Source organism: Paenochrobactrum pullorum, assembly GCF_041929845.1.
GTDB classification, from domain to species: Bacteria; Pseudomonadota; Alphaproteobacteria; order Rhizobiales; family Rhizobiaceae; genus Paenochrobactrum; species Paenochrobactrum pullorum.
Genome location: NZ_JBHEEH010000001.1, coordinates 735,184 through 761,452, shown reverse-complemented (window position 1 = coordinate 761,452; position 26,269 = coordinate 735,184). Strand labels below are relative to the sequence as shown.

Below are 26,269 nucleotides of genomic sequence, written 5' to 3'. Positions count from 1 at the left end.
AAGAAAACCAGCTTCAATCAAAATAAGTACTTCAGTTTGCGTGGGAGGATTAAATGCGCACACAAGTGGTTATTATCGGGTCGGGACCATCAGGGCTCTTGCTGGGGCAGTTACTCACCAACGCCGGCATTGATAATATTATTCTCGACCGTGTCAGCCCGGATTATATACTCGGGCGTGTGCGTGCAGGTGTTTTAGAAGAAGGCATGGTTGACCTTATGGATCAGGCCGGAGCATCGCAAAGATTACATAATGAAGGCCTGCCGCATGAAGGTATCTCGCTGGCCTTTGACGGGCAAGACCACCGCATTGATCTGACCAAGCTGACTGGCAAACGCGTCGTGGTTTATGGTCAGACAGAAGTGACCCAAGACTTGATGGACGAGCGCACAAAAAGTGGCGCCCAAGGCTTTTGTGAAGCACAAAACGTAACGCCACATGATTTCGACAGCGATCAGCCTTACGTCACTTTTGAAAAAGGCGGTGTCACCCATCGTATTGATTGCGATTATATTGCGGGTTGCGATGGCTATCACGGTGTTTGCCGCAAATCGGTGCCGGAACAATCCATCCGGAATTTTGAAAAAATTTATCCGTTCGGCTGGCTCGGCATTTTGATCGATCAGCCACCTGTCGATCATGAGTTGATCTATGCCAATCATCCGCGTGGCTTTGCGCTTTGCTCCATGCGCTCGGAAACCCGCAGCCGCTATTACATACAATGTGCTCTGGACGAAAAAATCGAAGAATGGAGCGATGAACGTTTCTTTGACGAGTTGCGTCGCCGCTTGCCTGAAATTCACGCCGATAATTTAAAAACCGGCGCTTCCTTTGAAAAATCCATTGCGCCTTTGCGGTCGTTCGTGGCTGAACCGATGCGCTTTGGCCGCATGTTTCTGGTGGGCGATGCGGCGCATATTGTCCCGCCAACTGGTGCTAAAGGGCTCAATCTTGCCGCCAGCGATGTGCATTATCTGTTTGAGGGCTTGCGTGAATTTTATGCAGAAAAATCCAAGGCAGGTGTGGATGCCTATTCAGCCCGTGCCTTGGCAAGGGTGTGGAAAGCCGAGCGCTTTTCATGGTCAATGACCACAATGCTGCATCGCTTTCCGGATATGGGAGCGTTTGATCAGAAAATACAGGAAGCCGATCTTGAATATCTGGTTCATTCAACTGCCGCCTCTACCGCACTGGCAGAGAATTATGTCGGACTTCCATATTAATTTACAAATATACCTTTAATTAAACACAATAACCGCACTTTATTGCACAATTATCACGCAAGAAAAGTGCGGTTAAATTCAAACTATTGAATTTTAAAATAAAAATACTATATATTAAACGTTATATGGAGTGTTTTTATGTCAAACAATACAACTGAAAGACCAGAAAACAAGCATGATCGTGCCGACAGAATAGCGCGTGAACTTATTGATGCAGAACGCAACAAAGTACAAAGCAAAACTGAACGGTTGCGTGCTTTGCGTTTAGAAATGGAAAAATGGGACAATTGATCTTTTAAACCCATGCGGGCTTGTTGAAAGCCAACACAATGCCGCGGCGCTACAAAAGCGAAGCGGCATATTTTTTTACAGGCACCACACAATACGAGCACCGCACAATGCTGTCAGATAAAAGCTTCATTCTTAAAGGATGAATTATTTCGAAATGGTACGGTCGAGTGGATTTGAACCACTGACCTCAGGAGCCACAATCCTGCGCTCTAACCAACTGAGCTACGACCGCGTACCTTTTCTTCATCATCAGGAGCATGTGCTGCACTGTTGATAGGGGTCACATACGGAGAATCGCTCCATATTGCAAGCCATTATCGTGCTCTTTCCTGTGAAATATTGTAAGAATTTCAAAGAAGCACCTAAAATTCACAGCAAAAATCATGATCGCTGGCAAAATCGCTCACAAATTCCTTTGCCAAACACGCGCGTTAACTAAGCTTCGAGAAACACCGCCTCAAAAGAGCTGTAATTATAGACCAGCAAGGGGATAAGCTTTATTAAGAGAATATTAAGGTTTTGATCTGAGTAACGGCGAGAGTTGAGCATGCAGGGACAGTATCCCTTTATCGACATTGTAGCACTGGATAAAATCCGTGCCGGTTTTGCCAAAGCAAATGCTCAGGCAGTTTTTAGTGCTGACCTCGATGCTCTGATCTGGATCAATGCTGCGGGTGCCACGCTTTTTGGTGTTGCAGATATTTATAGCCCTGATGAGGCCAAAGATATTCTCAATGCGACAAGCCAAAGACAAATAAGCAGTCAGCTCAATTCATTGTCGCCGGATGAAAAACGTAACATTTCACTGCGGCTTGGCAGTCATTTGCAGCAGTTTCAAATTTCTCAGCTCATCTTGCCGGATGGTAAAAAGGCAGTTTTGCTTGAGGCAAATGATTTGGCGATGCGCGCCTCATCACCAAACGATCATCCGGCTTTACGCGGACTTGACAGCGCACATAGTCATGCAGCTCTACTCGATGCTGAAGGCCAGATCATCGCCAGCACCAAAAATTTTGTCAAAGCAGGTATTGCTCAAAGCACATTAGCGGATATGACCGTTGAGGTGGCAGATGCAGCCGATCATATGCTCAAACGTCGTATCCGTGCCCGCAACCGTTCCATTCCCGGTGCCATCATTCGCCTTGAACATGAACCGGCGTTGCACCTGCTTTATATTGTAGCAGACGAGGCCGATTTCACCGCCGAGCCAATGTCGGCGGCGGCTGCTCCGTTGGTAGCACATGTGCAAACGCCACAGCAGCTACCCTTTACCTTCAATCCTGAAGCGCCGATTACGCGCTTTGTATGGAAGGTGGACGCAGATCACGTCTTCACCGAATTGTCCGACAATTTTGCCGAAACGCTGGGGCCAAAAGCATCCGACATTATCGGCCGGTGTTTTCAAGATGTCGCCAATGTTTTCGGTCTTGATCCGCACAATGAAATTGCACAATTGCTGGAAAACCGCACAACTTGGTCGGGGCGACGTGTCATGTGGCCGGCAGAAGGCACTCCCTTGCATGTGCCGGTAGAGCTTGCCGCCCTGCCGGTTTTCACGCGTGACCGCAAGTTTGCGGGTTTTAATGGCTTTGGGGTCGTGCATATAGCCGATGCAGTGCCAGATCCTGAGAAAATAGGCCTCTGTCTTTCGGGTGATTTGCCGCCGCGCGAAGTTAAAAAAACAATCGAATTGATCGAGCATGAGGCTCCCTCACCCGCGGTTGTCGCGGCACAGGTACAAGCTATTTTGCCAAAGCGCAGTGAAGAACTGATTGCTGAACTTGCCAGACAAAAAGCTCAGCAAACTGCCAAGCAAAACGAAGAGCCAAAAAACACAGAAATCCCTGTACGCTCAGAGAGCGGTTTAAGCGACACTGAGCGCAATGCTTTTCGTGAAATTGCCGACCGCCTGCGTCGTCAGGGTTTGGCCAGCCAGCGCGATGATTCGCCTTTTGCCAACACACCGGCACCCGCTGATGCAGTATTGCATGAAGAGGCTGTGCCACAGCAGCCTTCATTGCCTTTGCGCAATGATACAGCTTCCAGAATTGAACGTCCGCTGTTGAACTTGCCGGAGTTCAACAAGAAACCACAGGCAACGGAAGCAGTTGATGAGATTGAAACCAAGCCTGTAACAGCTGCGGCCACAGAGCATAAGTCTCTATTTGAAGTACCGAATGAACCAGTTGCAGATAAGCCTGCGCCTATCACCAGCCAAGACGCTGATGAAGCAAACTTGCTGGCGCATGTGCCGTTTCCGCTGATCCTGCACACCCACGGCAATGTGGTCTATGCCAATCCGGCTTTTCTTGAACTAACCGATTATCCATCAATGGATGCCATCAATTCTATCGGCGGTATCGACGCATTGTTCAACACCGAACGCGACGATGACAGCCAGGACGCTTCTATGGTGCTGCGCCATCAAGATGGCAGCGAACATCCTGTCGATGTCCATCTTCAGTCTGTGCCGTGGAACGGACAAAAAGCTTTAATGCTGAGCATTATGCCAAAGCCGGTTATGGTCACGACTGTGCAAGCGGAAGAAAAAACCGATGAAGCAGGCAATGATGCAGAGCGTAAAGACGGTGAAAATGCCCGCCGTCAGCTACAAACACAGGTTGAGGAATTAACCTCCATTTTGGACACCGCCACCGACGGCGTTGTTTTAATAGATAATGATGGCCTTATCCGTTCACTCAACCATTCAGCAGCCGCTTTATTCGGTTATGAAGAATCCGAAATTCGCGGTAAAAGTTTTTCAATGCTTTTTGCCATCGAAAGCCAGCGTTCAGCGATGGATTACCTCAACAGCCTTTCCGACAATGGCGTAATGAGTGTGTTGAATGACGGGCGCGAAGTGATTGGCCGCGAAGCACAAGGTGGTTTCATTCCGATGTTCATGACATTGGGAAAACTTCCGCGCTCCAATAGTTTTTGTGCCGTTTTGCGTGATATTACCCAATGGAAACGCGCTGAAGAAGAATTGACATCCGCACGTCGTGAAGCTGAACGGGCATCAAGCCAAAAAACCGAGTTTCTGGCACGTATCAGTCATGAAATCCGCACACCGCTCAATGCCATTATCGGCTTTTCCGAACTGATGGCTGATGAAAAATTCGGCCCCATAGGCAATCAGCGTTACCGCGATTATCTGCGCGATATCAACCGCTCAGGCAATCATGTGCTGACACTCGTCAACGATCTGCTTGATATTTCCAAGATTGAAGCCGGTGCGCAGGAAATGGATTTTGAGGCCGTCTCCCTCAATGATGCGATTTCGGAAGCCGTTGCCCTGATGCAGCCGCAGGCCAATCGCGAACGCGTCATTATTCGCTCAAGCTTTGCCTCCAACCTGCCGGAAATTGTTGCCGACACCCGTTCGATCAAACAAATTGCACTTAATCTGCTTTCCAATGCCGTGCGTTTTACACAAGCAGGCGGACAAGTGATTGTCTCAACCAGTTATGAGATGAATGGTGACGTTATCATGCGGGTGCGTGATACCGGTGTTGGCATGGATAAAAGCGAAATTGAACAAGCGCTCAAACCATTCCGTCAGGTTCATCGCCGTATGCGCCGGACAAGCGAGACGGCAAAAGACTGGCGCGATGAGGGCACCGGTTTGGGCTTGCCGCTGACAAAAGCCATGGTTGAAGCCAACCGCGCCCAATTGACCATCAACTCCAATCCGGGCCAGGGAACCGTGGTGGAGATTACCTTCCCGCCGACCCGTGTGCTGGCTGATTGATTTTAAATATCCGCAACAAAAGATGTTGCTTGATTTACCTCCGCACCGCCTTTGAGAGAAATTCACTCTCAAAGGCGTTTTTTTATCGTGTTTTGCTATATTTCTTCGATTTTAAGACTAAAGTTTAAAAAATCGGCTATAAGAGGTTTTCGCTTTTAAACATTGATCCACTATCGACAAAACTTTCAGGACATTCATGCCCAAAACGCTGCGCCTTATTTTGGCAATCATCGTTATGACCAGTGCGGCTGCAATCGCAGCTTTAACCGCATTGCCTTATATCGTATCAACTGATGCCATTCGCATACGCGTAGCACAAGAATTAAGCAGCTGGACGGGTTATACCGTTGAACTGCGTCAGGCACCGCAACTGAAATTTTTCCCGACATTGCGCGCTTCACTCAACGATGTAATTTTAAGCGATTACAGCGATACCGCCACCAAAAAAGTCATGAGCGTCGAGCGTATCGATGTCGAGCTTTCACCGTTTGATGCGCTGCTCGGCCATATTTCATTTTATGAAACCCAATTGGTGCGCCCTGTTTTTGATATGGGCGAACCAGTGATTGATCCACAGCAAGTGCTGGAAGGTTTGGGCAAGTCCGACGGGCGGCTGGGTGTTGCCATTCGTGCTGCCAAAGAGCTGATTTCTGAACAAAAAAGCGATGTTGCGACCCGTCAGCAAACATCACAGCCTTTTGGCCGCATTGTTGTTCGTGACGGCACCCTCACTTTCCGCAAATTTGGCTCGGATGTCGATGAGGTGGTCAACAATATCAACGCCACCCTGAACTGGCCGCAAACCACACAAGCCGCATCACTCAAAGGCAATCTGCGCTGGAAAGATGAAGTGGCAGAATTTGATCTCTCCGCGCCTCAACCTTTACAGCTTTTTGCCGGCGCAACCTCTGCGATTAACGCATCAATCACCGCCAAACCACTGGAATTGAGCTTTAACGGCAAGGCCAATATTTCCAATGATTATATGTTTGAGGGGGCGCTCAATGTCAAATCGCCTGATCTTAGCCGCACCATCTATTGGCTTGGGGCACCTCCTCCACCCGGCTCTGCCCGTGTCGGCGCATTGACGGTTGCAACCACTTTGTCCGCCAATCATCAGCATATCAACCTCAATGATCTGGTGTTGGACAATGAGAATAATCCAGCCAAAGGTGCGATTGAATTCATACGTCTAAGCCCGCGGCCTTCGATCAGCGGTACATTGGCATTCCAGCATCTCAATTTTCGCGGCCTTATCAGTGCTTTCATTCCGCTTCCGGAAAAGCCTAGCACCAATGTTTTTTATGATTTTGAACGCGGCATTGATGACAAGCGTGACGTGATCAACACCGATTTCATGCAATTGGCAGAGGTCGATCTGCGCCTTTCCGCCCAAACCGCCAGTGCAGGCCCTTTGAGCATGAATAATGTAGCGGCAGCGGTACAGGTGCGCAATGGCCGGGCACTTTTTGACATTGGTGATGCCAAAGCCTTTAAAGGCAATGTCTCGGCCAGTGTGCAAATTCAGCGTGATCTGCAAGGCACCAATGCCGAATTGCGCTTCAATGGCAGCGACATCGACAGCACCGATTTTACCAAAGTATTCGGCCTCAGCAGCGGCTTTATTTCTGCGCGCGGCAATATCGCACTTATCATGAAAGCACCACTGACAAAGTGGTCAAAATTGCCAACCAATGCCGATGGCGAAATCAGTATCAATTTCAGTAATGGCAAATTGCAAGGTTTCGACATTGATAGCTTCATCAAGAATGCCAGTTCCGAGCGTTTCTTCGCACTCGAACGCAAAGAAAATATGGCGCTGAATTTCAAACGATTGGATGTGCAGGCAGGACTTGCCGATGGTGTTGCCACACTTAACACCGCAAAGCTTGAAACAGAAAGCGGCACCCTCTCGCTTGCAGGTATTGTGCCATTTCTGGATCGCAGTCTTGCTCTTTCCGGTACACTGACCTTACCGGCAAAAGACACGGAAAACACCGAGACAGCTGAAACAGAACAGGCGCCGGAAAAACCAGCGCCTGCCATTCAGTTTTTTGTCGGCGGCTCATGGGATCGCCCGTTTATCTCACCGATGAATACACCTTAACCCGTCTGATACATGGCACGCTCATCACGCCGGCGCTGCACTTCGCGGCGCTTGTTGACAAGTGAGACAATGATCACAGCTGTGGTGACCAATGCGATCAAAATAGTGCAGATCGCGTTGATCTCAGGCGTTACGCCCAGGCGCACCTGCGAATAAATTTTCATCGGCAAAGTTGTTGCACCCGGGCCGGAGGTGAAACTGGAAATCACCAGATCATCCAGCGACAAAGTCAGTGCCAAGACCCAACCCGACAAAACCGCAGGCAAGATCAACGGCAATGTAATTTTCATAAAAGTTACAACCGGTGTAGCGCCCAAATCTTGAGCCGCCTCTTCCAGTGAGCGATCAAAACCCATCAGGCGTGATTGCACCACCACAGCCACAAAACACATGGAAAATGTGATATGCGCCAGCAGCAATGTCCAAAAACCACGATCAAAATTAATTGCCACGAATAACAGCAACATCGACAGGCCGGTAATCACTTCCGGCATCACCAGCGGTGCATAAACCATGCCGGAAAACAGCATCCGCCCACGAAAGCGCGTGTAACGGGTCAATGCCAATGCCGCCAATGTGCCAAGTACAGTCGCAATGGTTGCTGATAACAGCCCCACGCGAATAGTAACCCATGCGGCATCCATTAAAGCGCGGTTATTGAAGAGCTCCACATACCATTTGGTTGAAAAGCCAGACCAGACGGTGACTAATCGCGATTCATTGAAAGAATAAACCACCAGAAGCACAATCGGCAGATAGAGAAACGCAAAACCGAGAACGACCGAAACAATATTAAAACGTGACCATTTAGCATTCATCTTATCAGCCCTTTTCCTGCGCCCGTGCCTGCACTTTCTGGAATACCACAATTGGTACAATCAGAATAAGCAGCAAGACCACGGCAACCGCCGACGCAACCGGCCAGTCACGGTTAGAGAAAAACTCGCTCCAGATGGTTTTACCAATCATCAGCGTTTGCGAACCGCCCAAGAGATCGGGAATAACAAACTCGCCCATTGCAGGAATAAAGACGAGGAAACAACCGGCAGCCACGCCTGATAAAGACAATGGAAAAGTAATCTTCCAGAAAGCCGCCAATGGCGGACAACCCAAATCTTGTGCGGCCTCAATCAAGGAATAGTCCAGCCTTTCCAAAGCGGCATAAAGCGGCAATACCATGAAAGGCAGATAGGAATAGACAATACCGATATAGATCGCGGTATCCGTGTTCAGAATGGTCAATGGTGTATCAATGATATTTAACCACATCAAAAACTGATTGAGCAGACCTTCCGGTTTCAAAATCGCAATCCATGCATAAACGCGGATCAAAAAAGATGTCCAGAACGGCAGGATCACCAGCATCAGCAAGACTGGCCGATAATTGAGCGGTGCCCGCGCAATGCCATAAGCCATCGGGTAACCGATCAGCAATGTCAGCGCTGTGGAAATCAGCGCAATCTTAAGGCTCGAAAGATAGGCTTTATAATAAAGCGCATCTTCTATCAGCCAGAAGTAATTATCGAAGGAAAGTTCTTTCACCTTTGCCCAGATTTCAGCCAGACTGTCGGTGAAATTAAAAGCGGGCGCATAGGCGGGAATGGCCATCGCTACCTGCGAGAGCGAAATTTTAAAAACAATAAAGAACGGCACCAGAAACAGCACCAGCAGCCATAAATAGGGCACTGCAATAACCAGACGGCTGGTGAGACCTGTGATCAGTTTTTGCATCGGATCACCCTCCTCAGGCGGTCAACACCAGACCGGCATCGGTGTCAAAAGATACCCATACACGATCATCAAAAGCAAACGGATCATCGGTTTTACGCACCGCATTGAGACTGGAAGCCTTCATCGTAAAGCCATTATCCAACCGCACATGGAAAACAGTCATATCGCCGAAATAAGCAATGTCCCATAATTCGCCTTCAACCGCATTGATGGATGCATCCTGTGGTTTCTCACGCTCAATACGGGTTTTTTCCGGTCGCACTGCATACCACACTTTTTGACCGGCAGTCAGGGTCTCGCGGGTTTCCGTTGCAATGGTCGTATTCAAATTAATGGCTGCAATCTCTGCCATACCATTGGCAGATTTTACCACTTCCCCTTCAATCAGGTTCACATTGCCGATAAAGTCGGCGATGAATTTCGATTTCGGCGCTTCATAGACTTCCGCCGGTGTTGCCACCTGCATGATCTGGCCTGAATCCATAATCGCAATCCGGTCAGCCATCGTCATGGCTTCTTCCTGATCGTGGGTGACAATGATAAATGTCAGCCCCAATTTATACTGCAAATCCATCAGCTCGAACTGGGTCTGCTCGCGCAGTTTTTTGTCCAATGCGCCCAATGGCTCATCCAACAGCAGCACTTTCGGACGTTTGGCAACAGCACGCGCCAAGGCAACACGCTGGCGCTGGCCACCCGATAATTGATGCGGTTTGCGCTTGGCAAATTTTTCCAGCTTCACCAGTTTCAGCATTTCTGCCACACGGTCATCAATCTCTGATTTCGCCATACCGTCTTGTTTCAGGCCAAAAGCAATATTGGCCTCAACGCTCATATGCGGAAACAAAGCATAGGACTGGAACATCATATTGACGGGGCGCTTATAAGGCGGAATGCCGGTCAGATCCTGCCCATCCAGCTTGATGCGGCCGGAAGTTGGTTCTTCAAAGCCCGCCAGCATGCGCAGCAAAGTGGACTTACCCGAACCGGAAGCGCCCAAAAGTGCAAAAAATTCGCGGTGAAAAATATTCAACGACAGATCGTCCACCACAGTGGTATCTGCAAATTTCTTCGTCACATTTTCAAACGAAATAAACGGCTTTGCTGCCGGATCACTCCACGGCGCAAATTTACGGCGAAAGCTGCCAAAAGATTCCATATTCTTCACCATATATCCGGTTCAACGGTTTGGAAGGTTTAAACTGCCATAGGTTTGCCTGATGGCTGCAAGCATCCGTTAAGGTACTGATCTTTTAAATAAATGTGACAGTTGAAGCTGAACACAGGATTTAAAAAAACCGCCCCGTTTTTGACGGGGCGCTTTCTCTTTGATTTCGTTACTGGCCGGTGACGATTTTTGTCCAGGCGCGTGTCACAAAACGCTGCGTTTTTGCGTCATAGGGTGTGGGCACAAACAGCTTTTTCATCACATCTTCATTGGGGTAAACTTCCGGATCCTCCAAAAGTTCCTTATCCAAAAATTCCTGTGATGCTTTATTGCCATTGGCATAGAAAACATAATCCGATGCCTTGGCGATAACTTCCGGACGCATCATGTAATCCATAAAGGCAAAAGCTTCATCGACATGTTTGGCATCGGCCGGAATGGCCATCTGGTCAAACCAGATCAAAGCGCCTTCTTTCGGGATCGAATAGCCGATTTCTACGCCTTGGCCTGCTTCTGCTGCACGGTCACGCGCTTGGAACACATCACCCGAATAACCGACAGCCATGCAGATATCGCCATTAGCGAGCGCATTGATATATTCAGAGGAATGGAATTTGCGGATATTCGGGCGAATGCTCAAATAGAGTTCCTGCGCTTTTTCCAAATCGGCCTGATTGGGTGAATTTGGATCAAGACCCAGATAATTCAGTGCCGGACGCAGCATTTCACTGGCGGAATCCAGCAAATAAATACCGCAATCTTTAAATTTTGCCGATTTTTCCGGATCAAACAGCACATCCCACGAGTCGATCGTGTCGGTGCCTAAAATTTCTTTAACCTTGGCCTTATTATAGCCAATGCCGGTGGTGCCCCACATATAGTTGACCGAATATTCGTTGCCCGGATCGTAAACCAACGCGCGCTCGGAAATATCGTCCCACATATTCTTCAAATTCGGCAGTTTTTCCTTATTCAGTTTCAGGAAAACACCGGCTGGAATCTGACGCCCAAGAAACTCGCCAGACGGCACCACGAGATCATATCCGCTCCCACCCGCCAGCAGTTTTGTTTCCAGAATTTCGTTGGAATCGTAAACGTCGTAAACGACTTTAATTCCTGTTTCCTTGGTAAAATCTCTCAGGATTGAATCGTCAATATAATCCGACCAATTGTAGATATTGACGACTTTTTCCTGCGCCATAGCCGGCAGAGCAGCTGCCATTACAAGCCCGGATAACGCACCAACTGTCAGAAGAAAAGGCTTCAGTCTCATAAGGCACTCCAGTCTGCATATTGTTGTACTATGCAGGTTAAAGACAACGAGATTATTTCTCTCGGCTACCTTTTTAGATAACGAAGCTTTCGTCAACAGGAAGCTTCCGCACAAAGGGCAAAATACGCCCTTTCGCCACAAGAAATTGGGGGCAGAAAAGCAAAATAATCCGCTGATTGATATTTTTGCCGCAAGAATATCCATCGCAGCATTTTTTGTTTCTTTACTGGAAGTCGAAAGCCGACAATCCGGAGACAGATTCATCCAGCGCCAAGGGCCTTGTCAGTGGGGGTTCGGCACGTGCAATACAGCCCTGCCGCTCACATAAACGACAGGCTTTTCCGACTTGTAAAACCCTGTCTGACGGCACGCCGCGGCGATAGATCACTCCCTCTCCCTCAGGCATAGAAACACCCAACATTAGGGCAGTGCGACGCGGTCTTTCCTCATAGCCCGCCTGCATGCCTTCAACCGTGCGACTGATGGTCAGATATCGGCTTTGATCGGACATTTCCGCCACATCCACCAGCACCTGCCCATGATGGGCAAAGCTTGCATAAAGCCCTAGTTTGGGACATTGCCCGCCAAAGGCTGAATGCGGAAAACCCTGCGCCCCGACTGCGCGAAAAATATTGCCGGCATGATCGATTTCCATCAGGAAAAACGGCTGCACCGATGCGCCTGTTTTTTGCAGACTTACCAGCCGGTTAGCGGCTTGCTGAAATGACACCCGAAAACGTGCAGCCAACACATCAATATCATAATGCACGCGTTGTGCAGCTTCACGAAAATTGCGATAAGGCATCATCAGCGCACGCGCTGCATAAAGCGCCAGCTCTTGGGTGACAATACGCCGTGCCTCACGCGATGTCAGTTTCAGTGCTTCTGTAGCCGCAGTAATTGCCACCTGCATGCGCAACATCACTGCGGCGCAAGCAATTTCCTGCAACTGATCTGTCAGCGGCAAACGCTCGGAAATAAACAAACGCTGCGAATGACGATCATAACGGCGGCGCCAATCCGGCATGGTTGCAACAGGTAGCGTGCGTACCGTAATGCCATGCTCCGTCCGCAGCCAGTTTTTTAAACTGGCTTGCAGATCGTCACCCGCATTCAATAATTTCAAAAAAGCATCCGCCTCTTCTTCCAACGATGCATAATAATAAGGATGGCGCGCCAACACATCCTGCACTTCATCAAAAGGCAGACGCGTTGCCGTCAATGCTGTCGGGCGGCCATCTTTGACCAGCATATCCGACAAATCCGACAAACGCTGGCGCTGCTCTTTATAAGCGCGATAAAGTTTGATCACCCCAAGTGCGGCATTGGGTGCCGCTTCGCCGATTTCAATCAATTCCTGATCGCCGGGTAATTCGCCGCTTAACAACGGATCGGAAAACACTTCCTTTAATGCCGAAACCGCAGTGCCGCTTTCGCCCTGCAACTGATTGATATCGAGTTGATAAACCGATGTAAGTTTAAGTAAAAGCTGCACCGTCAAAGGGCGCTGATTGCGCTCGATCAAATTGAGATAAGACGGCGAAATACCGAGCGCTTCCGCCATTGCGGTCTGCGTCAGTTCACGCTCGTTGCGGATGCGGCGGATCCTTGGTCCGGCAAAAATCTTACGCTCGCTCATCAACTCCCCCATCGATTGAAACTCGAGATTGACACGTTTTTACAAAATTGTGAAACAAAAAAACTCATGACAATTTTTACAAATTTACATCTACTCCCAGTCAAGGTTTTGACAGAGTTACTTCAATTATTTGGCTAAAAACATGATTTTTCTAGCTGTTCAAGTCAGCGAATTGTAAAAAAAGTAACAGACGGCCAAGTAATTTTGTTTTGGTCTTACAAAAGTTCATTCATGTGAGGAGACAAGAAATGACTGATTTTTACAACCTTATCCCATCCGCCCCAAAAGGTCGTTTTGAAGGGATCCAGCGCGCACATAGTGCCGAAGACATAAAGCGTCTTCGCGGCTCTGTAGAAATCAAATATTCGCTGGCCGAAAATGGTGCCAATCGTCTCTGGAAACTCATCCACGAAGAAAATTTCGTCAATGCACTGGGTGCGCTTTCCGGCAATCAGGCCATGCAGATGGTTCGCGCTGGCTTGCAGGCCATTTATCTTTCCGGCTGGCAGGTTGCCGCCGATGCCAATACGGCTTCCGCCATGTATCCGGATCAGTCGCTCTATCCGGCCAATGCCGCACCGGAGCTAGCCAAGCGCATCAACAAAACCTTGCAGCGCGCCGACCAGATTGAAACGGCCGAAGGCAACGGCCTTTCAGTCGATACATGGTTTGCGCCGATTGTTGCCGATGCAGAAGCAGGTTTTGGTGGCCCGCTTAATGCGTTTGAAATCATGAAGGCTTTCATTGAGGCGGGTGCGGCCGGTGTTCACTTTGAAGACCAGCTGGCATCCGAGAAAAAATGCGGCCATTTGGGCGGCAAGGTTCTCATTCCAACAGCGGCACATATCCGCAATCTTAATGCAGCACGTCTTGCAGCTGATGTGATGGGCACACCAACTTTGGTGATTGCACGAACGGATGCAGAAGCCGCCAAGCTTTTGACCTCGGATATTGACGAGCGCGACCAGCCATTTGTTGATTATGACAAGGGCCGCACCGTTGAAGGCTTCTATCATGTCAAAAACGGCTTGGAACCATGTATTGCCCGTGCGGTCGCCTATGCTCCGCATTGTGATCTGATCTGGTGTGAAACATCAAAACCTGATCTGGAGCAAGCACGCAAATTTGCCGAAGGCGTTCATAAAGCGCATCCGGGCAAGCTTTTGGCTTATAACTGCTCGCCGTCGTTCAACTGGAAAGCCAATCTGGACGATGCGACAATTGCCAAATTCCAGCGTGAATTGGGTGCAATGGGTTATAAATTCCAGTTCATCACGCTCGCCGGTTTCCACCAGCTCAATTACGGCATGTTTGAACTGGCCAAAGGCTATAAAGAGCGCCAGATGGCCGCTTATTCCGAATTGCAGGAAGCTGAATTTGCAGCCGAAACACGCGGATATACAGCGACCAAGCACCAGCGCGAAGTCGGCACCGGATATTTCGATGCCGTATCCATGGCAATCACTGGCGGCCAGTCTTCGACCACCGCCATGGGTGAATCCACCGAACATGCACAATTTCTGCCCGCAGCTGAATAATTTTTTAAAAGGGGAATAAAAATGTCAACCGCTTCACCTGCCCGCGTTAAAGAAAGAGCCGAGGAACAATCCTCTTCGATGAATAGTGACCAGCAAACAGTTATCCGCATGCTGGCCAATGACTTACATCGCCTCAATTATGCGGTGATGAAAGCGGTTGATGCCGGTGTTTCGGTGGAGCTGATCCGCTCAGCCCGCCATCACGGCGGAGACGGCAACTGGGGCGATCTCCTCATCCCTGTTATCGTTTCCAAATCTGCCTGATCAAAGCCTGAAACGTATTGAATACACTTTGATACTGTTTTGAATGTTTCGGTCATACAATTATTGCTCCGGCGGCTGCGGTTGCCGGAGTTTTTCTTTTACTTTTTGTTTTTTAGCGTCAAAAAATATTCATATTTGTATCGCCATTTCCCTATTTGTAAATCTCAAGCGATAGGGCTATCATGCGGCTCTATAGTTCATATTTTGGTGATTAATGTCTGCCGATACACCTGAGAAAAAAATTACTAAGCCCACAACCAGACGCCGCACTCCGCCACATGTCAAATCCTTGCGCGGCGTTAAAAACTGGAAGCAAGTTTCCGAATGGCTGGAATGGCGCGATATTGAAGATATTGAATGTATCACTCCGGATCAGGCCGGTGTTGCGCGTGGCAAAATGATGCCGTCGAAAAAATTTACATCCAATACATCTTTGGCGCTGCCTTCCGCAGTTTTCATGACGACAATTTCAGGCGATTATCCTGAAGACGGTCACGGCTTTGCCTATCCGGAGAATGACGGCGATTTAAAATTAGTGCCGGATTTATCGACGCTTTGCGTTGTCCCTTGGGAATCCGATCCGACTGCACAAGTCATCTGCGATCTGGTTAATCAAAACGGCAAGAATGTTGAATATACGCCGCGCAATGTGCTGCGCAGTGTGGTTGCCGCCTATCACAAGCGCGGCCTCAAACCAGTCGTTGCGCCGGAAATTGAATTTTATCTGGTCAAGAAAAACCCTGATCCTGATTATCCGCTGACCCCGCCTGTCGGGCGCTCAGGCCGTGCCATTGGTGGCGGACAAGGTTATTCAATCGCCGGCGTCAACGAGTTTGACGAGTTGATCGATGATATTTACCATTTCTCCGAAGCCCAAGGCTTGGAAATTGACACGCTGATCCACGAAGAAGGAGCAGCACAGCTGGAGATCAACCTGCGTCACGGTGATCCGGTTGAGCTTGCCGATCAGGTGTTCATGTTCAAGCGCACAATCCGTGAAGCCGCGCTCAAACATGATATGTATGCAACCTTTATGGCCAAGCCGATACAAGGCCAGCCGGGTTCGGCCATGCATATCCATCAGTCGATTGTCGATAAGAAAACCGGCCGCAATATTTTCAGCAATGAAGATGGCAGCGAAAGCGATCACTTCCTGCATTTCATCGGCGGTATGCAAAAACATGTGCCCAATGCACTGGTGATGTTTGCGCCTTATGTGAACTCTTATCGCCGTCTGACACCGGATGCTTCTGCGCCCGTCAACGTCAAATGGGGTTATGACAACCGCACCACCGCTTTCCGTGTTCCGCGCTCGGAGCCTGGCAGCCGCCGTGTGGAAAATCGCATTCCGTCCTCTGATGCCAATCCTTATCTGGCGTTGGCAGCCTCACTGGCTTGCGGCCTGATCGGTATCATTAATGGGATCAAGCCGGATGAACCGGTTGCAACATCGGTGAACCGCAATGAAATTGAACTGCCACGCGGCTTGATTGAAGCGGTGGAATTGTTTGAAAATGACAAAGAACTGCAAAAGTTCTTAGGTGAATCTTTCGTCACCACTTATGCCGCCATTAAACGTGCAGAATTTGAAACTTTCATGGAAGTCATCAGTCCGTGGGAGCGTGAATATCTGCTTCTCAACGTTTAAAAGGCCACCACTACCCCATATATAAAAAATATAAAGTCAGAGAGGTTTTCATGGATAAATATCCGATTTTGATTACCCTCTCTGGCCTTCTTCCGCTCTGCTTCACACGTCAGATTTATATTTGATACGATAACACTCTAACGGGACAACCCGTATGTTGCAGCAAAACCCAATCTATCAAAGCCCGATTTCGCCTGGTGTATCATGGTATGAGGCGAGTGTTTCAACGAGGCCGAGCTACCCTGCTCTTGATGGTTCAAGACAAGCAGATGTCGTTATTATCGGCGGCGGTTATACGGGACTTTCTGCAGCCTATCATTTGGCTCAAAGCGGTGTCGATGTTGTGCTCATTGATGCCGCCCGTTTTGGTGACGGCGCATCGGGGCGCAATGGCGGCCAATTTGGCACCGGACAGCGATCATGGGCAGAAGAACTTGAAAAAGAATACGGCTTCACCCGTGCCAAAGCCCTGTTTGATCTGGCTGAAGACAGCAAGCCGCTGATTAAAAGCATCTGCGATCAACATAATATCGACATCGAGTATGCGTCCGGCCAGATGTCGGTAGCGCATAAAAAACGTTATCTGAAGCAATATCAACGCCATGTGGAGCTGATGCAGACACGCTACAATTATCCACATATACGGATGATAGATGCGCAGGAAGCCGCCGACAAGCTTGGTTCAACACGTTATTATGGCGGCACCTATGATAGCGGAACCGGTCATATCCACCCGCTGAAATTATTGGTCGGCATGGCCAAAGCAGCATCTCAGGCGGGTGCTTCGCTTTTTGAAAATACCAAAGCCACCAAACTGGAAAGTCAGAACGGACGTGTAACCGTTACCACTGACAACGGCACCATCACCGCTAATCATTGTTTACTGGCGGTCAATGCGCATGGCGGTTTGCTTGAACCTGTCAGTGCTGCGCATGTGATGCCGATCCGCTCTTTCATGGGCGCAACTGTGCCGCTGGACAAAAAATACTGCGTTTTGCAGGGCGGTGAAGCAGTAGATGATTCGCGCTTTGTGGTGCGTTATTTCCGTCTCACCCAAGATGGCCGTCTGTTATTTGGTGGGCGTGAAGCCTATACGGCAGATAATCCGCGCGAAATCAGCAAGCATATTCGCCGCCAGATTGCAGAAATTTATCCGCAATTGGCCGATATTGAAATCACCCATTCGTGGGGCGGCTCGGTTGGCATTACCATGCCGCGCCAGCCGTTTGTGCGCGAAGTGATGCCCAATGTCATTTCAGCCGGTGGTTATTCCGGTCATGGTGTGATGCTTGCCAATTTGATGGGGCAGCTTTACGCTGAAAAACTTGCCGGCAAAGGCGAAAGACTGCAATTGCTACAAGACTTGCATATTCCGGCATTCCCGGGTGGCCGTCGCTTCCGCGCGCCACTTTTATTTCTAGCGCTGTCGTGGTTTGCATTGATGGATCGTATCTAAATTTAAAGAAAATAAAAATGTCAGCATTGAATTTCAACAAAGATAAATCCGCTTTGATTATTATTGATGTGCAGCAAGCCTTCAGTGAAATGGCGGCCTCCGGCAGTCAACGCAATAATCATTCAGCGGAAGATAATATTTCCCGATTGCTCAGTGTTTTCAGAGCAAAAAATGCAGCTATTTTTCATATCCGACATCGCAATGATGCGGAAAACTCACGCTTCAACCGTAAAAATAGCGGTTTTCAACCCATAGAATGTGCTTTGGAGCAAGCCGGTGAACCGGTGATTGTCAAACAGGTGAACAGTTCTTTTATCGGCACCGATCTGGAGGATCGTTTACGGCAAGCAGGCATTGAAAGTGTCATTATCTGTGGCGCCACCACCAATCATTGCGTCGAAACCACGACGCGCATGGCCGGAAATTTAGGCTTCGACACATATCTCGTCCATGATGCGACGTGGACTTTCGACCGGACAGGACCGGACGGCACAGTGCATAAAGCTGATGCCATTCAGGCTATGTCACTTGCCAATCTCCATGATGAATTTTGTACGATTGCGGATACAGCCAGCCTGTCACGCTACATGGCATCATGACAAATAGCCCGTCAGATCAAAATGCAGGTTCAGATTTGAATCGTGAAACAGACCAATATTGGCGACAAAATCTGCTGGTGAGCTTCTTTGGCTCATTTACAACGATTGTGGCGATGACGCTGCTTTTGCCTTTCTTGCCGCTTTATGTCGAGCAATTGGGGATCGAAGATCACGCGCAAATCGTGCAATGGTCGGGCATTGCCTATGGGGCAACTTTCTTTGCCGCCGCACTCGTTGCCCCTCTTTGGGGACGTATGGCCGACCGCTATGGCCGCAAGCTCATGTTGGTACGCGCCTCGCTTGGCATGGCCGTTGCGATGTCGCTGATCGGCATGGCCACCAATGTCTGGCAATTAGTGGCGCTTCGTTTATTTGCAGGGCTTGCAGGTGGTTATGCCTCGGGCTCCACCATTTTAGTTGCCACCCAAACCCCGAAAGACCGCACCGCTTGGGCACTTGGTGTTTTGTCCTCCGGCATTATGGCGGGCAACTTGGTTGGCCCGTTGATCGGCGGTGCTTTGCCACCAATTATCGGCATCCGCGCCACATTCTGGTTGGCTGGCGGGGTTATTTTCTTCACATTTCTGGCGACAAGCTTTTTCATTCGTGAAGAAAAAAAGCCGCAAAACCCAAAAGCAAGTAATGCAACTCAAGCATCACAAAGTGCATGGAAACAAATTCCCGACAAACGACCGATCATCGCCATGTTGATTACCGGCACTTTGCTGATGGTTGCCAATATGTCGGTGGAACCGATTATCACGGTTTATGTAGCCCAATTGCTGGACGACCAGAAATCGCTGACAATGGTTTCAGGTGTTGTCATGGCAGCGGCCGCTTTGGGCAGTATTTTATCAGCATCAAAACTAGGTAAAATTGCCGACCGTATCGGTCACACAAGAGTGATTATTGCAGCGCTTGCAGTTTCTGCACTGCTGCTTATCCCGCAGGCTTTTGTCACACAAAGTTGGCAGCTGATCAGTTTACGTTTTCTGATGGGGCTTTCGCTTGGCGGTTTGCTGCCCTGCATCACCAGTGTGATCCGGCATAATGTACCCCATGCGGTTTCCGGCGGCATTCTGGGGCTTTCCACTTCAGCACAATATGCCGGACAGGTGATCGGCCCCTTATCCGGCGGCTTCATTGGCGGCCATTTCGGCATGCGGGCGGTGTTTTTAGGCACCTGCCTGATGATGGCGGCAGGTGCTTTTTATAACTGGCATATTTTTGCCCGAAACAAACAAAATCAGGCTTAAATACTGTAGCCGCCATCCACATCAATGGCAGCACCGGTGATGAAAGCTGCTTCATCGGATGCCAGCCACAAAGCGGCATTGGCCACATCTGTTGGCGTCGACAAACGTCCCATCGGAATTGTGTCGACCAGTTGTTCACGTGCTTCTGCCGTGTCTTCAGACAAGAATAATGGCAATGCACCACTATCGCTTTCCACCGGACAAATGCAGTTCACACGGATTTTCTTTTCCGCCAATTCCAATGCCAATGCTTTGGTGGCGCTGATAACCCAACCCTTAGAGGCACTATACCATGCCAAGCCTTTGCGCGGGTGACGCCCTGTGGCAGATGCCATATTGATGATCACACCTCCCCCTTGCTGCTCCATCAAAGGTGCAAGTGCAAGGGTCGAATAATAAACCGACTTCATATTGACGGCGCTGATCAGATCAAAATTGTCTTCGCTGACTTCCGTCAATGGCTGATTGCGATGGGTAAAACCGGCATTATTGACCATAATATCAATATGGCCAAAGCGGTCATAAGCGGTCTGCATAATATCTGCGACACTGTCTTTGCGCGAGACATCTCCACGCACCGCGATTGCCTCGTCAGATAAATCATCCAACTGATCTTCAATATGTTTGGCGTTCAAATCCACCAAAACAATCCGAGCACCTTCTTGTGAAAAACGCTTGGCCATTGCAGCACCAAAGCCTGAACCTGCGCCGGTAATGATTGCGACTTTTCCAGCTAACCGTTGCATAAATTTTCTCCTTGATGCCTGATATAAAAATTCTGCCCGATTATGCGGGCAAATCACTTAACAACATCTATATTCGTCTCTATGGCTTAAAGATGAACCACAGCGATGAACAAGAAGCAAATGCCTGTCATTTTTAATGAGAGTCTCAGTGGTAGTTTTGACAAGACTGACATCAAAGCGCACTATAAATTCATGCAACCTGACAATTGGACAGTTGAATTTAAATCGATTTAATATTATGCATGCAGGTGTTAAATCGTGATAATCACTGTCAGAACAAATGATGGAAGAGAGCGACCATGACTAGCCAGATAATTCCGGTGGACCCGTTTGACTGTGTCGTCTTTGGCGGTTCCGGCGATCTGGCGGAACGCAAATTGCTTCCCGCCTTGTATCAGCGCGAACGCGCCGGACAATTAAGCGACCCGACACGTATTATCGGCGCTTCCCGCTCTGAAATGAATGATGAGGAATATCGCGCGTTTGCCCGCAAAGCAATTGAAGAACATGTGAAGCCCGAGGAAGTCGAGCCACAAATTCTGGACAGCTTCATTGCACGCCTCAGCTATGTCACCGTTGATGCCAAATCGGATAATGGCTGGCAGGAGCTGAAAGCATTTATTGATGAAGCACCAGCCACGTTGCGTGCCTTTTATCTAGCTGTGAGCCCAAGTCTTTTTGGTGATATTGCCAACCGTATCAAAACAACCGGCCTGATCACCGATGAAACCCGTATCATTGTTGAAAAGCCGATCGGTCGTGATCTGGCTTCTGCCCAAGTGCTCAATGACACCATTGGCAGCGTGTTTCGCGAAGATCAGATTTTCCGTATCGACCATTATTTGGGCAAAGAAACCGTCCAGAACTTGATGGCGCTGCGTTTTGCCAATGCGCTTTATGAGCCATTGTGGAATTCCGCCCATATTGATCACGTCCAGATCACGGTCGCTGAAACTGTCGGCCTTGAGGGACGTGCGGGCTATTATGACACCGCTGGCGCTTTGCGCGACATGGTACAAAACCACATGTTGCAGCTGTTGTGCCTTGTGGCGATGGAGCCGCCATCATCGATGGATGCAACCGCCGTTCATGATGAAAAGGTCAAGGTTTTGCGCTCGCTTGCCCCGATTACCGAGGCCAATTGCGAAGAAATGACCGTGCGTGGTCAATATCGCGCCGGTGCATCGGCTGGTGGCCCTGTTAAAGGCTATCTCGATGATCTGGGTGCGCAAAGCAGTAATGCTGAAACTTTTGTCGCCATTAAAGCAGAGATTAAAAACTGGCGGTGGGCAGGTGTGCCTTTCTATATGCGCACGGGCAAAAGGCTGGCAGCACGTGTTTCGGAAATAGTGGTGACCTTCAAACAGATCCCGCATTCAATTTTTGGTGACGAGGCCGGACGCGTCGTGGCCAACCAGTTGGTTATTCGTTTGCAGCCGGATGAAGGTGTCAAACAATGGCTGATGATCAAGGATCCGGGCCCGGGCGGCATGCGTTTGCGCCATGTGCCATTGGATATGAGTTTTGCAGCATCTTTCAACGAACGTAACCCCGATGCATATGAACGTCTGCTAACTGACGTCGTACGTGGTAATCAAACTTTGTTTATGCGCCGTGATGAGGTAGAAGCGGCATGGCGGTGGGTTGATCCTATCCTTCAAGGATGGAACAATAGCGGCCAGCAGGTACAAGGTTATACCGCAGGAACGTGGGGCCCGAGTGCTTCGATCGCTTTGATCGAACGTGACGGCCGCACATGGCACGACAGTTTGTAACGTTAATGTAAAGGGAAAGAAATGAGCATCGAACGGCACGATTTCAGCAATAGTTCTGATCTGGCGGAGGCGCTGGCAACTGCTATAGCTGAAAAGCTTGACGAGGCTATTCAGGCACGCGGCCATTCTGTGCTTGCCGTTTCAGGCGGCACCACGCCAAAGCGTCTGTTTGAAATTCTTTCCCGCAAGAATATTGACTGGAATCTGGTCACCATCACACTGGTTGACGAGCGGTTTATCAGCCCGGATCACGAGCGCTCAAACGAGAAGCTGGTGCGGGACAATCTGCTCAACAATCAGGCAGGTGTTGCCAAGTTCATCGGCCTTTATAACCCTGCTGCCACTGCCGAAACGGCAGGCATTGCTGCGGCAAACCGTATCAGTGCATTGCCGCGTCCGTTTGACGTGGTGGTTTTAGGTATGGGGCTTGATGCGCATACGGCTTCATTCTTCCCCGGTGGTGACCGGTTGGATCAGGCACTTGATCCGAATGAAAAAGCATTGGTGGTTCCGATGCAGGCAGAAGGTGCGGGAGAGCGCCGCCTGACATTGACACTGCCATTGCTGGTCGAAGCCGGAATGTTGGTGATGCACATTGAAGGCAAAGACAAACTAACCGTACTGGACGAAGCGCTGGCCTGCGAAGATTCAATGAAAAAGCCGGTTCGCGCTGTTTTCCAACACGCCAAAACACCGGTTCAGCTGTACTGGGCGCCATAGCGCCCTCCAGTCTCTAACAGTTATGGCCGGCATTTTTAACTGTCCCCGTTAGCCAACACGGGCGACGGACGAGGAGGTATTGATGAACGCCCATAAAACACTGTTAGAGATCACCAGCCGCATTGTGGAGCGCTCCAAGCCGACCCGCGAAACTTATCTTGATCATATGCGGGCTGCAGCCTCAAAATCTCCTAAACGCGGCGCATTGGGCTGCGCCAATCTTGCCCACGGTTTTGCCGCCTGTGGCCCTTCCGACAAGGCAGCACTTGCTGCTGATATCGTGCCAAACTTAGGCATCATCACCGCCTATAATGATATGCTTTCGGCGCATCAACCTTTTGAAACCTATCCGGCGCTGATTAAACAGGCAGCACGGGAAGCTGGTGGTGTGGCGCAGGTGGCAGGCGGCGTGCCTGCCATGTGTGACGGCGTCACCCAAGGTTTTGCCGGTATGGAATTATCGCTCTTTTCACGCGATGTGATTGCGATGGCAACCGCCGTTGGCCTCTCGCATGATATGTTTGATGCGGCCATTTATTTGGGCGTTTGCGACAAGATCGTGCCGGGTCTGGTGATCGGTGCTTTGTCATTTGGCCATTTGCCTGCGGTTTTTGTGCCAGCAGGGCCAATGACTTCCGGCCTTTCCAATGATGAAAAAGCCAAAACCCGCCAGCTTTATGCTGAAGGTAAAGTGGGACGCGCAGAACTTCTCGAATCCGAATCAAAATCCTATCATGGCCCCGGTACCTGCACTTTTTACGGCACAGCCAATTCCAACCAGATGCTGATGGAAATCATGGGGCTGCATATTCCAGGTGCTAGCTTCATCAATCCGGGTACGCCCCTGCGCGATGCTTTGACGAAAGAAGCCACCAAACGGGCATTGGCAATCACCGCTTGCGGTAATAATTACACGCCAGTTGGCGAAATGCTGGATGAACGCGCTTTCGTCAATGGTGTTGTCGGCTTGAACGCCACCGGCGGCTCCACCAACCACACCATCCATCTGATTGCGATGGCGGCTGCGGCGGGCATCAAGCTGACATGGCAGGATATTTCCGACATTTCCGATCTCGTGCCATTGCTGGCGCGTGTCTATCCAAATGGTTTGGCCGATGTGAACCACTTCCATGCTGCTGGCGGCATGGGTTTCATGATCCGCGAATTGCTGGATGCAGGCCTGCTTCATGAAGATGTTCGCACCGTCTGGGGCGAAGGTTTGCGTGATTATACCATCGAGCCAAAGCTTGGCGATCATGGCCAAGTGGTGCGCGATGCAGCGCCAATATTAAGTGGTGATGCTAAAATTCTGGCCAAAGCCGATCAGGGTTTTCAGCCTAATGGCGGCCTCAAAGTGCTGAGCGGCAATCTCGGCCATGCGATTATCAAAATCTCGGCCGTAAAAGCTGATCGTCATATTATCGAAGCGCCAGCAAAGGTTTTCCACGATCAGGAAGATATGCAGGAAGCTTTCAAAGCGGGTGAATTGACCGGCGATTTTATTGCCGTGGTGCGTTATCAAGGCCCCAAAGCCAATGGTATGCCGGAATTACACCGCTTGATGACGGTGCTGGGCATTTTGCAAGATCGCGGCCAACGCGTGGCGCTTGTCACTGATGGCCGGTTGTCGGGCGCATCAGGCAAAGTGCCTTCCGCCATTCATGTCACGCCGGAAGCGCTTGATGGTGGCATCATCGGCAAGATTGAAAATGGTGATATCATCCGTCTTGATGCACAAACCGGCACATTGGATGTGTTGGTGGCAGGTGATCAGCTTAATCTTCGCAGCATCAATACGCCGGATTTATCCGCCAATCAATTTGGCATGGGACGCGAATTGTTCACCGCCTTCCGCAATATTGCCGGACGTGCGGATCTGGGTGCCAGCGTCTTCTGACAAATAAAAAGGCGGCTTATGAAAAACCATAAGCCGCCTTTTTTTAACTTATAACTTAGAATTTAGGTGCAGGCATATTGGCTGCACGGCAGGCAGCAACCAGCGTGTTGGCCATCAACATTGCAATCGTCATTGGCCCCACACCACCCGGAACAGGCGTGATCGCACCGGCCACGGCTGAAGCGCTGTCAAAATCCACATCACCAACAAGGCGGGTTTTGCCCTCACCCTTTTCCGGCGCATCAATACGGTTGATGCCCACATCAATCACAGTCGCACCAGGTTTGACCCAATCTCCTTTGACCATTTTTGGGCGACCAACAGCAGCGACGAGAATATCGGCGCTGCGTGCCAGTTCTTCCAGATTTTTGGTGCGGCTATGGGCAACGGTTACGGTCGCATTGGCGCTTAAAAGCAGATTGAACATCGGCTTGCCCACAATATTTGAGCGGCCGATAACCACGGCAGTCAGCCCGGAAAGATCGCGGCCATGCTGGCGCTCGATCATGATCATCGCGCCAGCAGGCGTGCATGGTACAAATGCAGAGGCCGCGTCACCCGCGCCGAGCTTGCCGACATTGATGTAATGGAAACCATCAACATCTTTGTCCGGATTGATTGCCTGAATGACCAGACTTTCATTGATATGTTTCGGCAATGGCAGCTGCACCAGAATACCGTGAATGGCAGGATCATTGTTGAGCTCATCAATCAGAGCCAGCAATTCCTGCTCGGTAGCTGTTTCTTCCAATGTGTGCTGCACGGAATGAAAACCACATTCCTTAGCTTTGCGTCCCTTGGAGGCCACATAGACCTGAGAGGCCGGATCTTCGCCAACGATGACAACAGCGATACCCGGTGTTACCTTGGTCGAAGCGACCAGCTTTTCCGTTTCACTTTTGACAGTTGAAATTACATCCTCAGCAAGCAACTTGCCATCGATCAGTTTTGCCATATCCGAAACTCCGTTCACGGCTTGGTCTTGTGATCTTAGATTTAAGAATAGAAAAAGGCCTGAACGCATAAGGCGACAGGACATGACGATTCCACTCTCGATTGATTAAGTATTTGCCATACGCCGGAAGCCCGAAAATAACAACTCCCCATTCTTAAACAGTCGACAAGAAAGCTACACGCTGCCCAAGCACACTCTTGACCCGCTCCCGCCATAGCGTCAAAGTGAGGCT

Annotated in this window: 20 protein-coding genes and 1 tRNA gene; 13 read left to right on the top strand and 8 right to left on the bottom strand. The window is 49.7% G+C overall.

Annotated elements, in window-relative coordinates:
- Positions 1–53 precede the first annotated feature (53 nt).
- Both pobA and JNC77_RS03530 read left to right on the top strand, forming a co-directional pair.
- The gene (gene pobA, locus JNC77_RS03535; protein WP_374829479.1) at positions 54–1,223 is read left to right on the top strand and encodes a 4-hydroxybenzoate 3-monooxygenase; all 1,170 of its coding nucleotides are present in this window, start codon (positions 54–56) and stop codon (positions 1,221–1,223) included.
- 138 nt (positions 1,224–1,361) lie between these two features.
- Positions 1,362–1,514, top strand: coding sequence for a hypothetical protein (locus JNC77_RS03530; RefSeq protein WP_374829477.1), 153 nt, complete (start codon positions 1,362–1,364; stop codon positions 1,512–1,514).
- A 155-nt stretch (positions 1,515–1,669) separates the two neighbouring features.
- Here JNC77_RS03530 and JNC77_RS03525 read toward each other — a convergent pair.
- A tRNA-His gene (locus JNC77_RS03525) sits at positions 1,670–1,746 on the bottom strand.
- Between the two features lie 315 nt (positions 1,747–2,061).
- On the opposite strand from JNC77_RS03525, the gene JNC77_RS17620 reads away from it, so the two are divergent.
- Together JNC77_RS17620 and JNC77_RS03515 are read left to right on the top strand one after the other, a co-directional pair.
- Positions 2,062–5,265: a PAS domain S-box protein gene (locus JNC77_RS17620; RefSeq protein ID WP_445482839.1), complete on the top strand. Its 3,204-nt coding sequence runs from the start codon at positions 2,062–2,064 to the stop codon at positions 5,263–5,265.
- A 196-nt stretch (positions 5,266–5,461) separates the two neighbouring features.
- The gene (locus tag JNC77_RS03515; RefSeq protein WP_374829475.1) at positions 5,462–7,372 is read left to right on the top strand and encodes an AsmA family protein; all 1,911 of its coding nucleotides are present in this window, start codon (positions 5,462–5,464) and stop codon (positions 7,370–7,372) included.
- Here the strand turns inward: JNC77_RS03515 and JNC77_RS03510 are convergent.
- The 5 genes from JNC77_RS03510 to JNC77_RS03490 all read right to left on the bottom strand — a co-directional run bounded on the left by JNC77_RS03510 (position 7,369) and on the right by JNC77_RS03490 (position 13,183).
- A complete protein-coding gene (locus tag JNC77_RS03510; RefSeq protein WP_374829473.1) occupies positions 7,369–8,190 on the bottom strand; it encodes an ABC transporter permease in 822 nt (273 codons plus the stop codon). The two genes, JNC77_RS03515 and JNC77_RS03510, sit on opposite strands and share 4 nt — an antisense overlap.
- Positions 8,191–8,194: 4 nt before the next feature.
- Positions 8,195–9,103, bottom strand: a complete 909-nt coding sequence (locus tag JNC77_RS03505) for an ABC transporter permease subunit (protein WP_374829471.1) — start codon at positions 9,101–9,103, stop codon at positions 8,195–8,197.
- Between the two features lie 13 nt (positions 9,104–9,116).
- Positions 9,117–10,262 carry an ABC transporter ATP-binding protein gene (locus JNC77_RS03500; RefSeq protein WP_374829469.1) on the bottom strand — a complete coding sequence of 382 codons (1,146 nt, stop codon included), beginning with the start codon at positions 10,260–10,262 and terminating at the stop codon, positions 9,117–9,119.
- 178 nt (positions 10,263–10,440) lie between these two features.
- Entirely contained in the window at positions 10,441–11,544 is a 1,104-nt protein-coding gene (locus JNC77_RS03495; protein WP_374829467.1) for a polyamine ABC transporter substrate-binding protein, read from the bottom strand.
- A gap of 223 nt (positions 11,545–11,767) precedes the next feature.
- The gene (locus JNC77_RS03490) at positions 11,768–13,183 is read right to left on the bottom strand and encodes a helix-turn-helix domain-containing protein (RefSeq protein WP_374829465.1); all 1,416 of its coding nucleotides are present in this window, start codon (positions 13,181–13,183) and stop codon (positions 11,768–11,770) included.
- 248 nt (positions 13,184–13,431) lie between these two features.
- On the opposite strand from JNC77_RS03490, the gene aceA reads away from it, so the two are divergent.
- The 6 genes from aceA to JNC77_RS03460 all read left to right on the top strand — a co-directional run bounded on the left by aceA (position 13,432) and on the right by JNC77_RS03460 (position 19,944).
- Entirely contained in the window at positions 13,432–14,721 is a 1,290-nt protein-coding gene (aceA, locus tag JNC77_RS03485) for an isocitrate lyase (protein ID WP_374829463.1), read from the top strand.
- Positions 14,722–14,742: 21 nt separating this feature from the next.
- A complete protein-coding gene (locus JNC77_RS03480; protein ID WP_374829461.1) occupies positions 14,743–14,985 on the top strand; it encodes an SMc00767 family acetate metabolism repressor in 243 nt (80 codons plus the stop codon).
- 214 nt (positions 14,986–15,199) lie between these two features.
- Entirely contained in the window at positions 15,200–16,633 is a 1,434-nt protein-coding gene (locus tag JNC77_RS03475) for a glutamine synthetase family protein (RefSeq protein WP_374829459.1), read from the top strand.
- A 154-nt stretch (positions 16,634–16,787) separates the two neighbouring features.
- Positions 16,788–18,089: an NAD(P)/FAD-dependent oxidoreductase gene (locus JNC77_RS03470; RefSeq protein ID WP_374829457.1), complete on the top strand. Its 1,302-nt coding sequence runs from the start codon at positions 16,788–16,790 to the stop codon at positions 18,087–18,089.
- A gap of 17 nt (positions 18,090–18,106) precedes the next feature.
- Complete coding sequence (locus tag JNC77_RS03465) at positions 18,107–18,688, top strand: cysteine hydrolase family protein (RefSeq protein WP_374829455.1); 582 nt, start codon at positions 18,107–18,109, stop codon at positions 18,686–18,688.
- Entirely contained in the window at positions 18,685–19,944 is a 1,260-nt protein-coding gene (locus JNC77_RS03460; protein ID WP_374829453.1) for a multidrug efflux MFS transporter, read from the top strand. Before JNC77_RS03465 ends, JNC77_RS03460 begins: the two co-directional genes overlap by 4 nt.
- Here the strand turns inward: JNC77_RS03460 and JNC77_RS03455 are convergent.
- Positions 19,941–20,690, bottom strand: coding sequence for a glucose 1-dehydrogenase (locus tag JNC77_RS03455; protein ID WP_374829451.1), 750 nt, complete (start codon positions 20,688–20,690; stop codon positions 19,941–19,943). The genes JNC77_RS03460 and JNC77_RS03455 overlap by 4 nt on opposite strands.
- Before the next feature lie 299 nt (positions 20,691–20,989).
- On the opposite strand from JNC77_RS03455, the gene zwf reads away from it, so the two are divergent.
- The 3 genes from zwf (at position 20,990) to edd (ending at position 25,082) form a co-directional block, all read left to right on the top strand.
- A complete protein-coding gene (gene zwf, locus JNC77_RS03450) occupies positions 20,990–22,465 on the top strand; it encodes a glucose-6-phosphate dehydrogenase (RefSeq protein ID WP_374829449.1) in 1,476 nt (491 codons plus the stop codon).
- A gap of 21 nt (positions 22,466–22,486) precedes the next feature.
- Positions 22,487–23,185, top strand: a complete 699-nt coding sequence (gene pgl, locus JNC77_RS03445) for a 6-phosphogluconolactonase (RefSeq protein ID WP_374829447.1) — start codon at positions 22,487–22,489, stop codon at positions 23,183–23,185.
- A gap of 82 nt (positions 23,186–23,267) precedes the next feature.
- On the top strand, positions 23,268–25,082 hold the full coding sequence (edd, locus tag JNC77_RS03440; RefSeq protein ID WP_374829445.1) for a phosphogluconate dehydratase: 1,815 nt from the start codon (positions 23,268–23,270) through the stop codon (positions 25,080–25,082).
- Positions 25,083–25,137: 55 nt separating this feature from the next.
- Here the strand turns inward: edd and folD are convergent, their stop codons facing one another.
- Positions 25,138–26,037: a bifunctional methylenetetrahydrofolate dehydrogenase/methenyltetrahydrofolate cyclohydrolase FolD gene (gene folD, locus JNC77_RS03435; RefSeq protein WP_374829443.1), complete on the bottom strand. Its 900-nt coding sequence runs from the start codon at positions 26,035–26,037 to the stop codon at positions 25,138–25,140.
- Positions 26,038–26,269: the final 232 nt, after the last annotated feature.

Bases quoted from the DNA above. Each gene is read 5' to 3' on its own strand.
- JNC77_RS03495 (WP_374829467.1), bottom strand. From the start codon at position 11,544: ATGAGACTGAAGCCTTTTCTTCTGACAGTTGGTGCGTTATCCGGGCTT.
- JNC77_RS03480 (WP_374829461.1), top strand. From the start codon at position 14,743: ATGTCAACCGCTTCACCTGCCCGCGTTAAAGAAAGAGCCGAGGAACAA.
- JNC77_RS03500 (WP_374829469.1), bottom strand. From the start codon at position 10,262: ATGGAATCTTTTGGCAGCTTTCGCCGTAAATTTGCGCCGTGGAGTGAT.
- aceA (WP_374829463.1), top strand. From the start codon at position 13,432: ATGACTGATTTTTACAACCTTATCCCATCCGCCCCAAAAGGTCGTTTT.
- edd (WP_374829445.1), top strand. From the start codon at position 23,268: ATGAACGCCCATAAAACACTGTTAGAGATCACCAGCCGCATTGTGGAG.
- JNC77_RS03490 (WP_374829465.1), bottom strand. From the start codon at position 13,183: ATGAGCGAGCGTAAGATTTTTGCCGGACCAAGGATCCGCCGCATCCGC.
- pobA (WP_374829479.1), top strand. From the start codon at position 54: ATGCGCACACAAGTGGTTATTATCGGGTCGGGACCATCAGGGCTCTTG.
- JNC77_RS03505 (WP_374829471.1), bottom strand. From the start codon at position 9,103: ATGCAAAAACTGATCACAGGTCTCACCAGCCGTCTGGTTATTGCAGTG.
- JNC77_RS03510 (WP_374829473.1), bottom strand. From the start codon at position 8,190: ATGAATGCTAAATGGTCACGTTTTAATATTGTTTCGGTCGTTCTCGGT.
- JNC77_RS03475 (WP_374829459.1), top strand. From the start codon at position 15,200: ATGTCTGCCGATACACCTGAGAAAAAAATTACTAAGCCCACAACCAGA.
- JNC77_RS03455 (WP_374829451.1), bottom strand. From the start codon at position 20,690: ATGCAACGGTTAGCTGGAAAAGTCGCAATCATTACCGGCGCAGGTTCA.
- folD (WP_374829443.1), bottom strand. From the start codon at position 26,037: ATGGCAAAACTGATCGATGGCAAGTTGCTTGCTGAGGATGTAATTTCA.
- JNC77_RS03460 (WP_374829453.1), top strand. From the start codon at position 18,685: ATGACAAATAGCCCGTCAGATCAAAATGCAGGTTCAGATTTGAATCGT.
- pgl (WP_374829447.1), top strand. From the start codon at position 22,487: ATGAGCATCGAACGGCACGATTTCAGCAATAGTTCTGATCTGGCGGAG.
- JNC77_RS03530 (WP_374829477.1), top strand. From the start codon at position 1,362: ATGTCAAACAATACAACTGAAAGACCAGAAAACAAGCATGATCGTGCC.
- zwf (WP_374829449.1), top strand. From the start codon at position 20,990: ATGACTAGCCAGATAATTCCGGTGGACCCGTTTGACTGTGTCGTCTTT.
- JNC77_RS03465 (WP_374829455.1), top strand. From the start codon at position 18,107: ATGTCAGCATTGAATTTCAACAAAGATAAATCCGCTTTGATTATTATT.
- JNC77_RS03515 (WP_374829475.1), top strand. From the start codon at position 5,462: ATGCCCAAAACGCTGCGCCTTATTTTGGCAATCATCGTTATGACCAGT.
- JNC77_RS17620 (WP_445482839.1), top strand. From the start codon at position 2,062: ATGCAGGGACAGTATCCCTTTATCGACATTGTAGCACTGGATAAAATC.
- JNC77_RS03470 (WP_374829457.1), top strand. From the start codon at position 16,788: ATGTTGCAGCAAAACCCAATCTATCAAAGCCCGATTTCGCCTGGTGTA.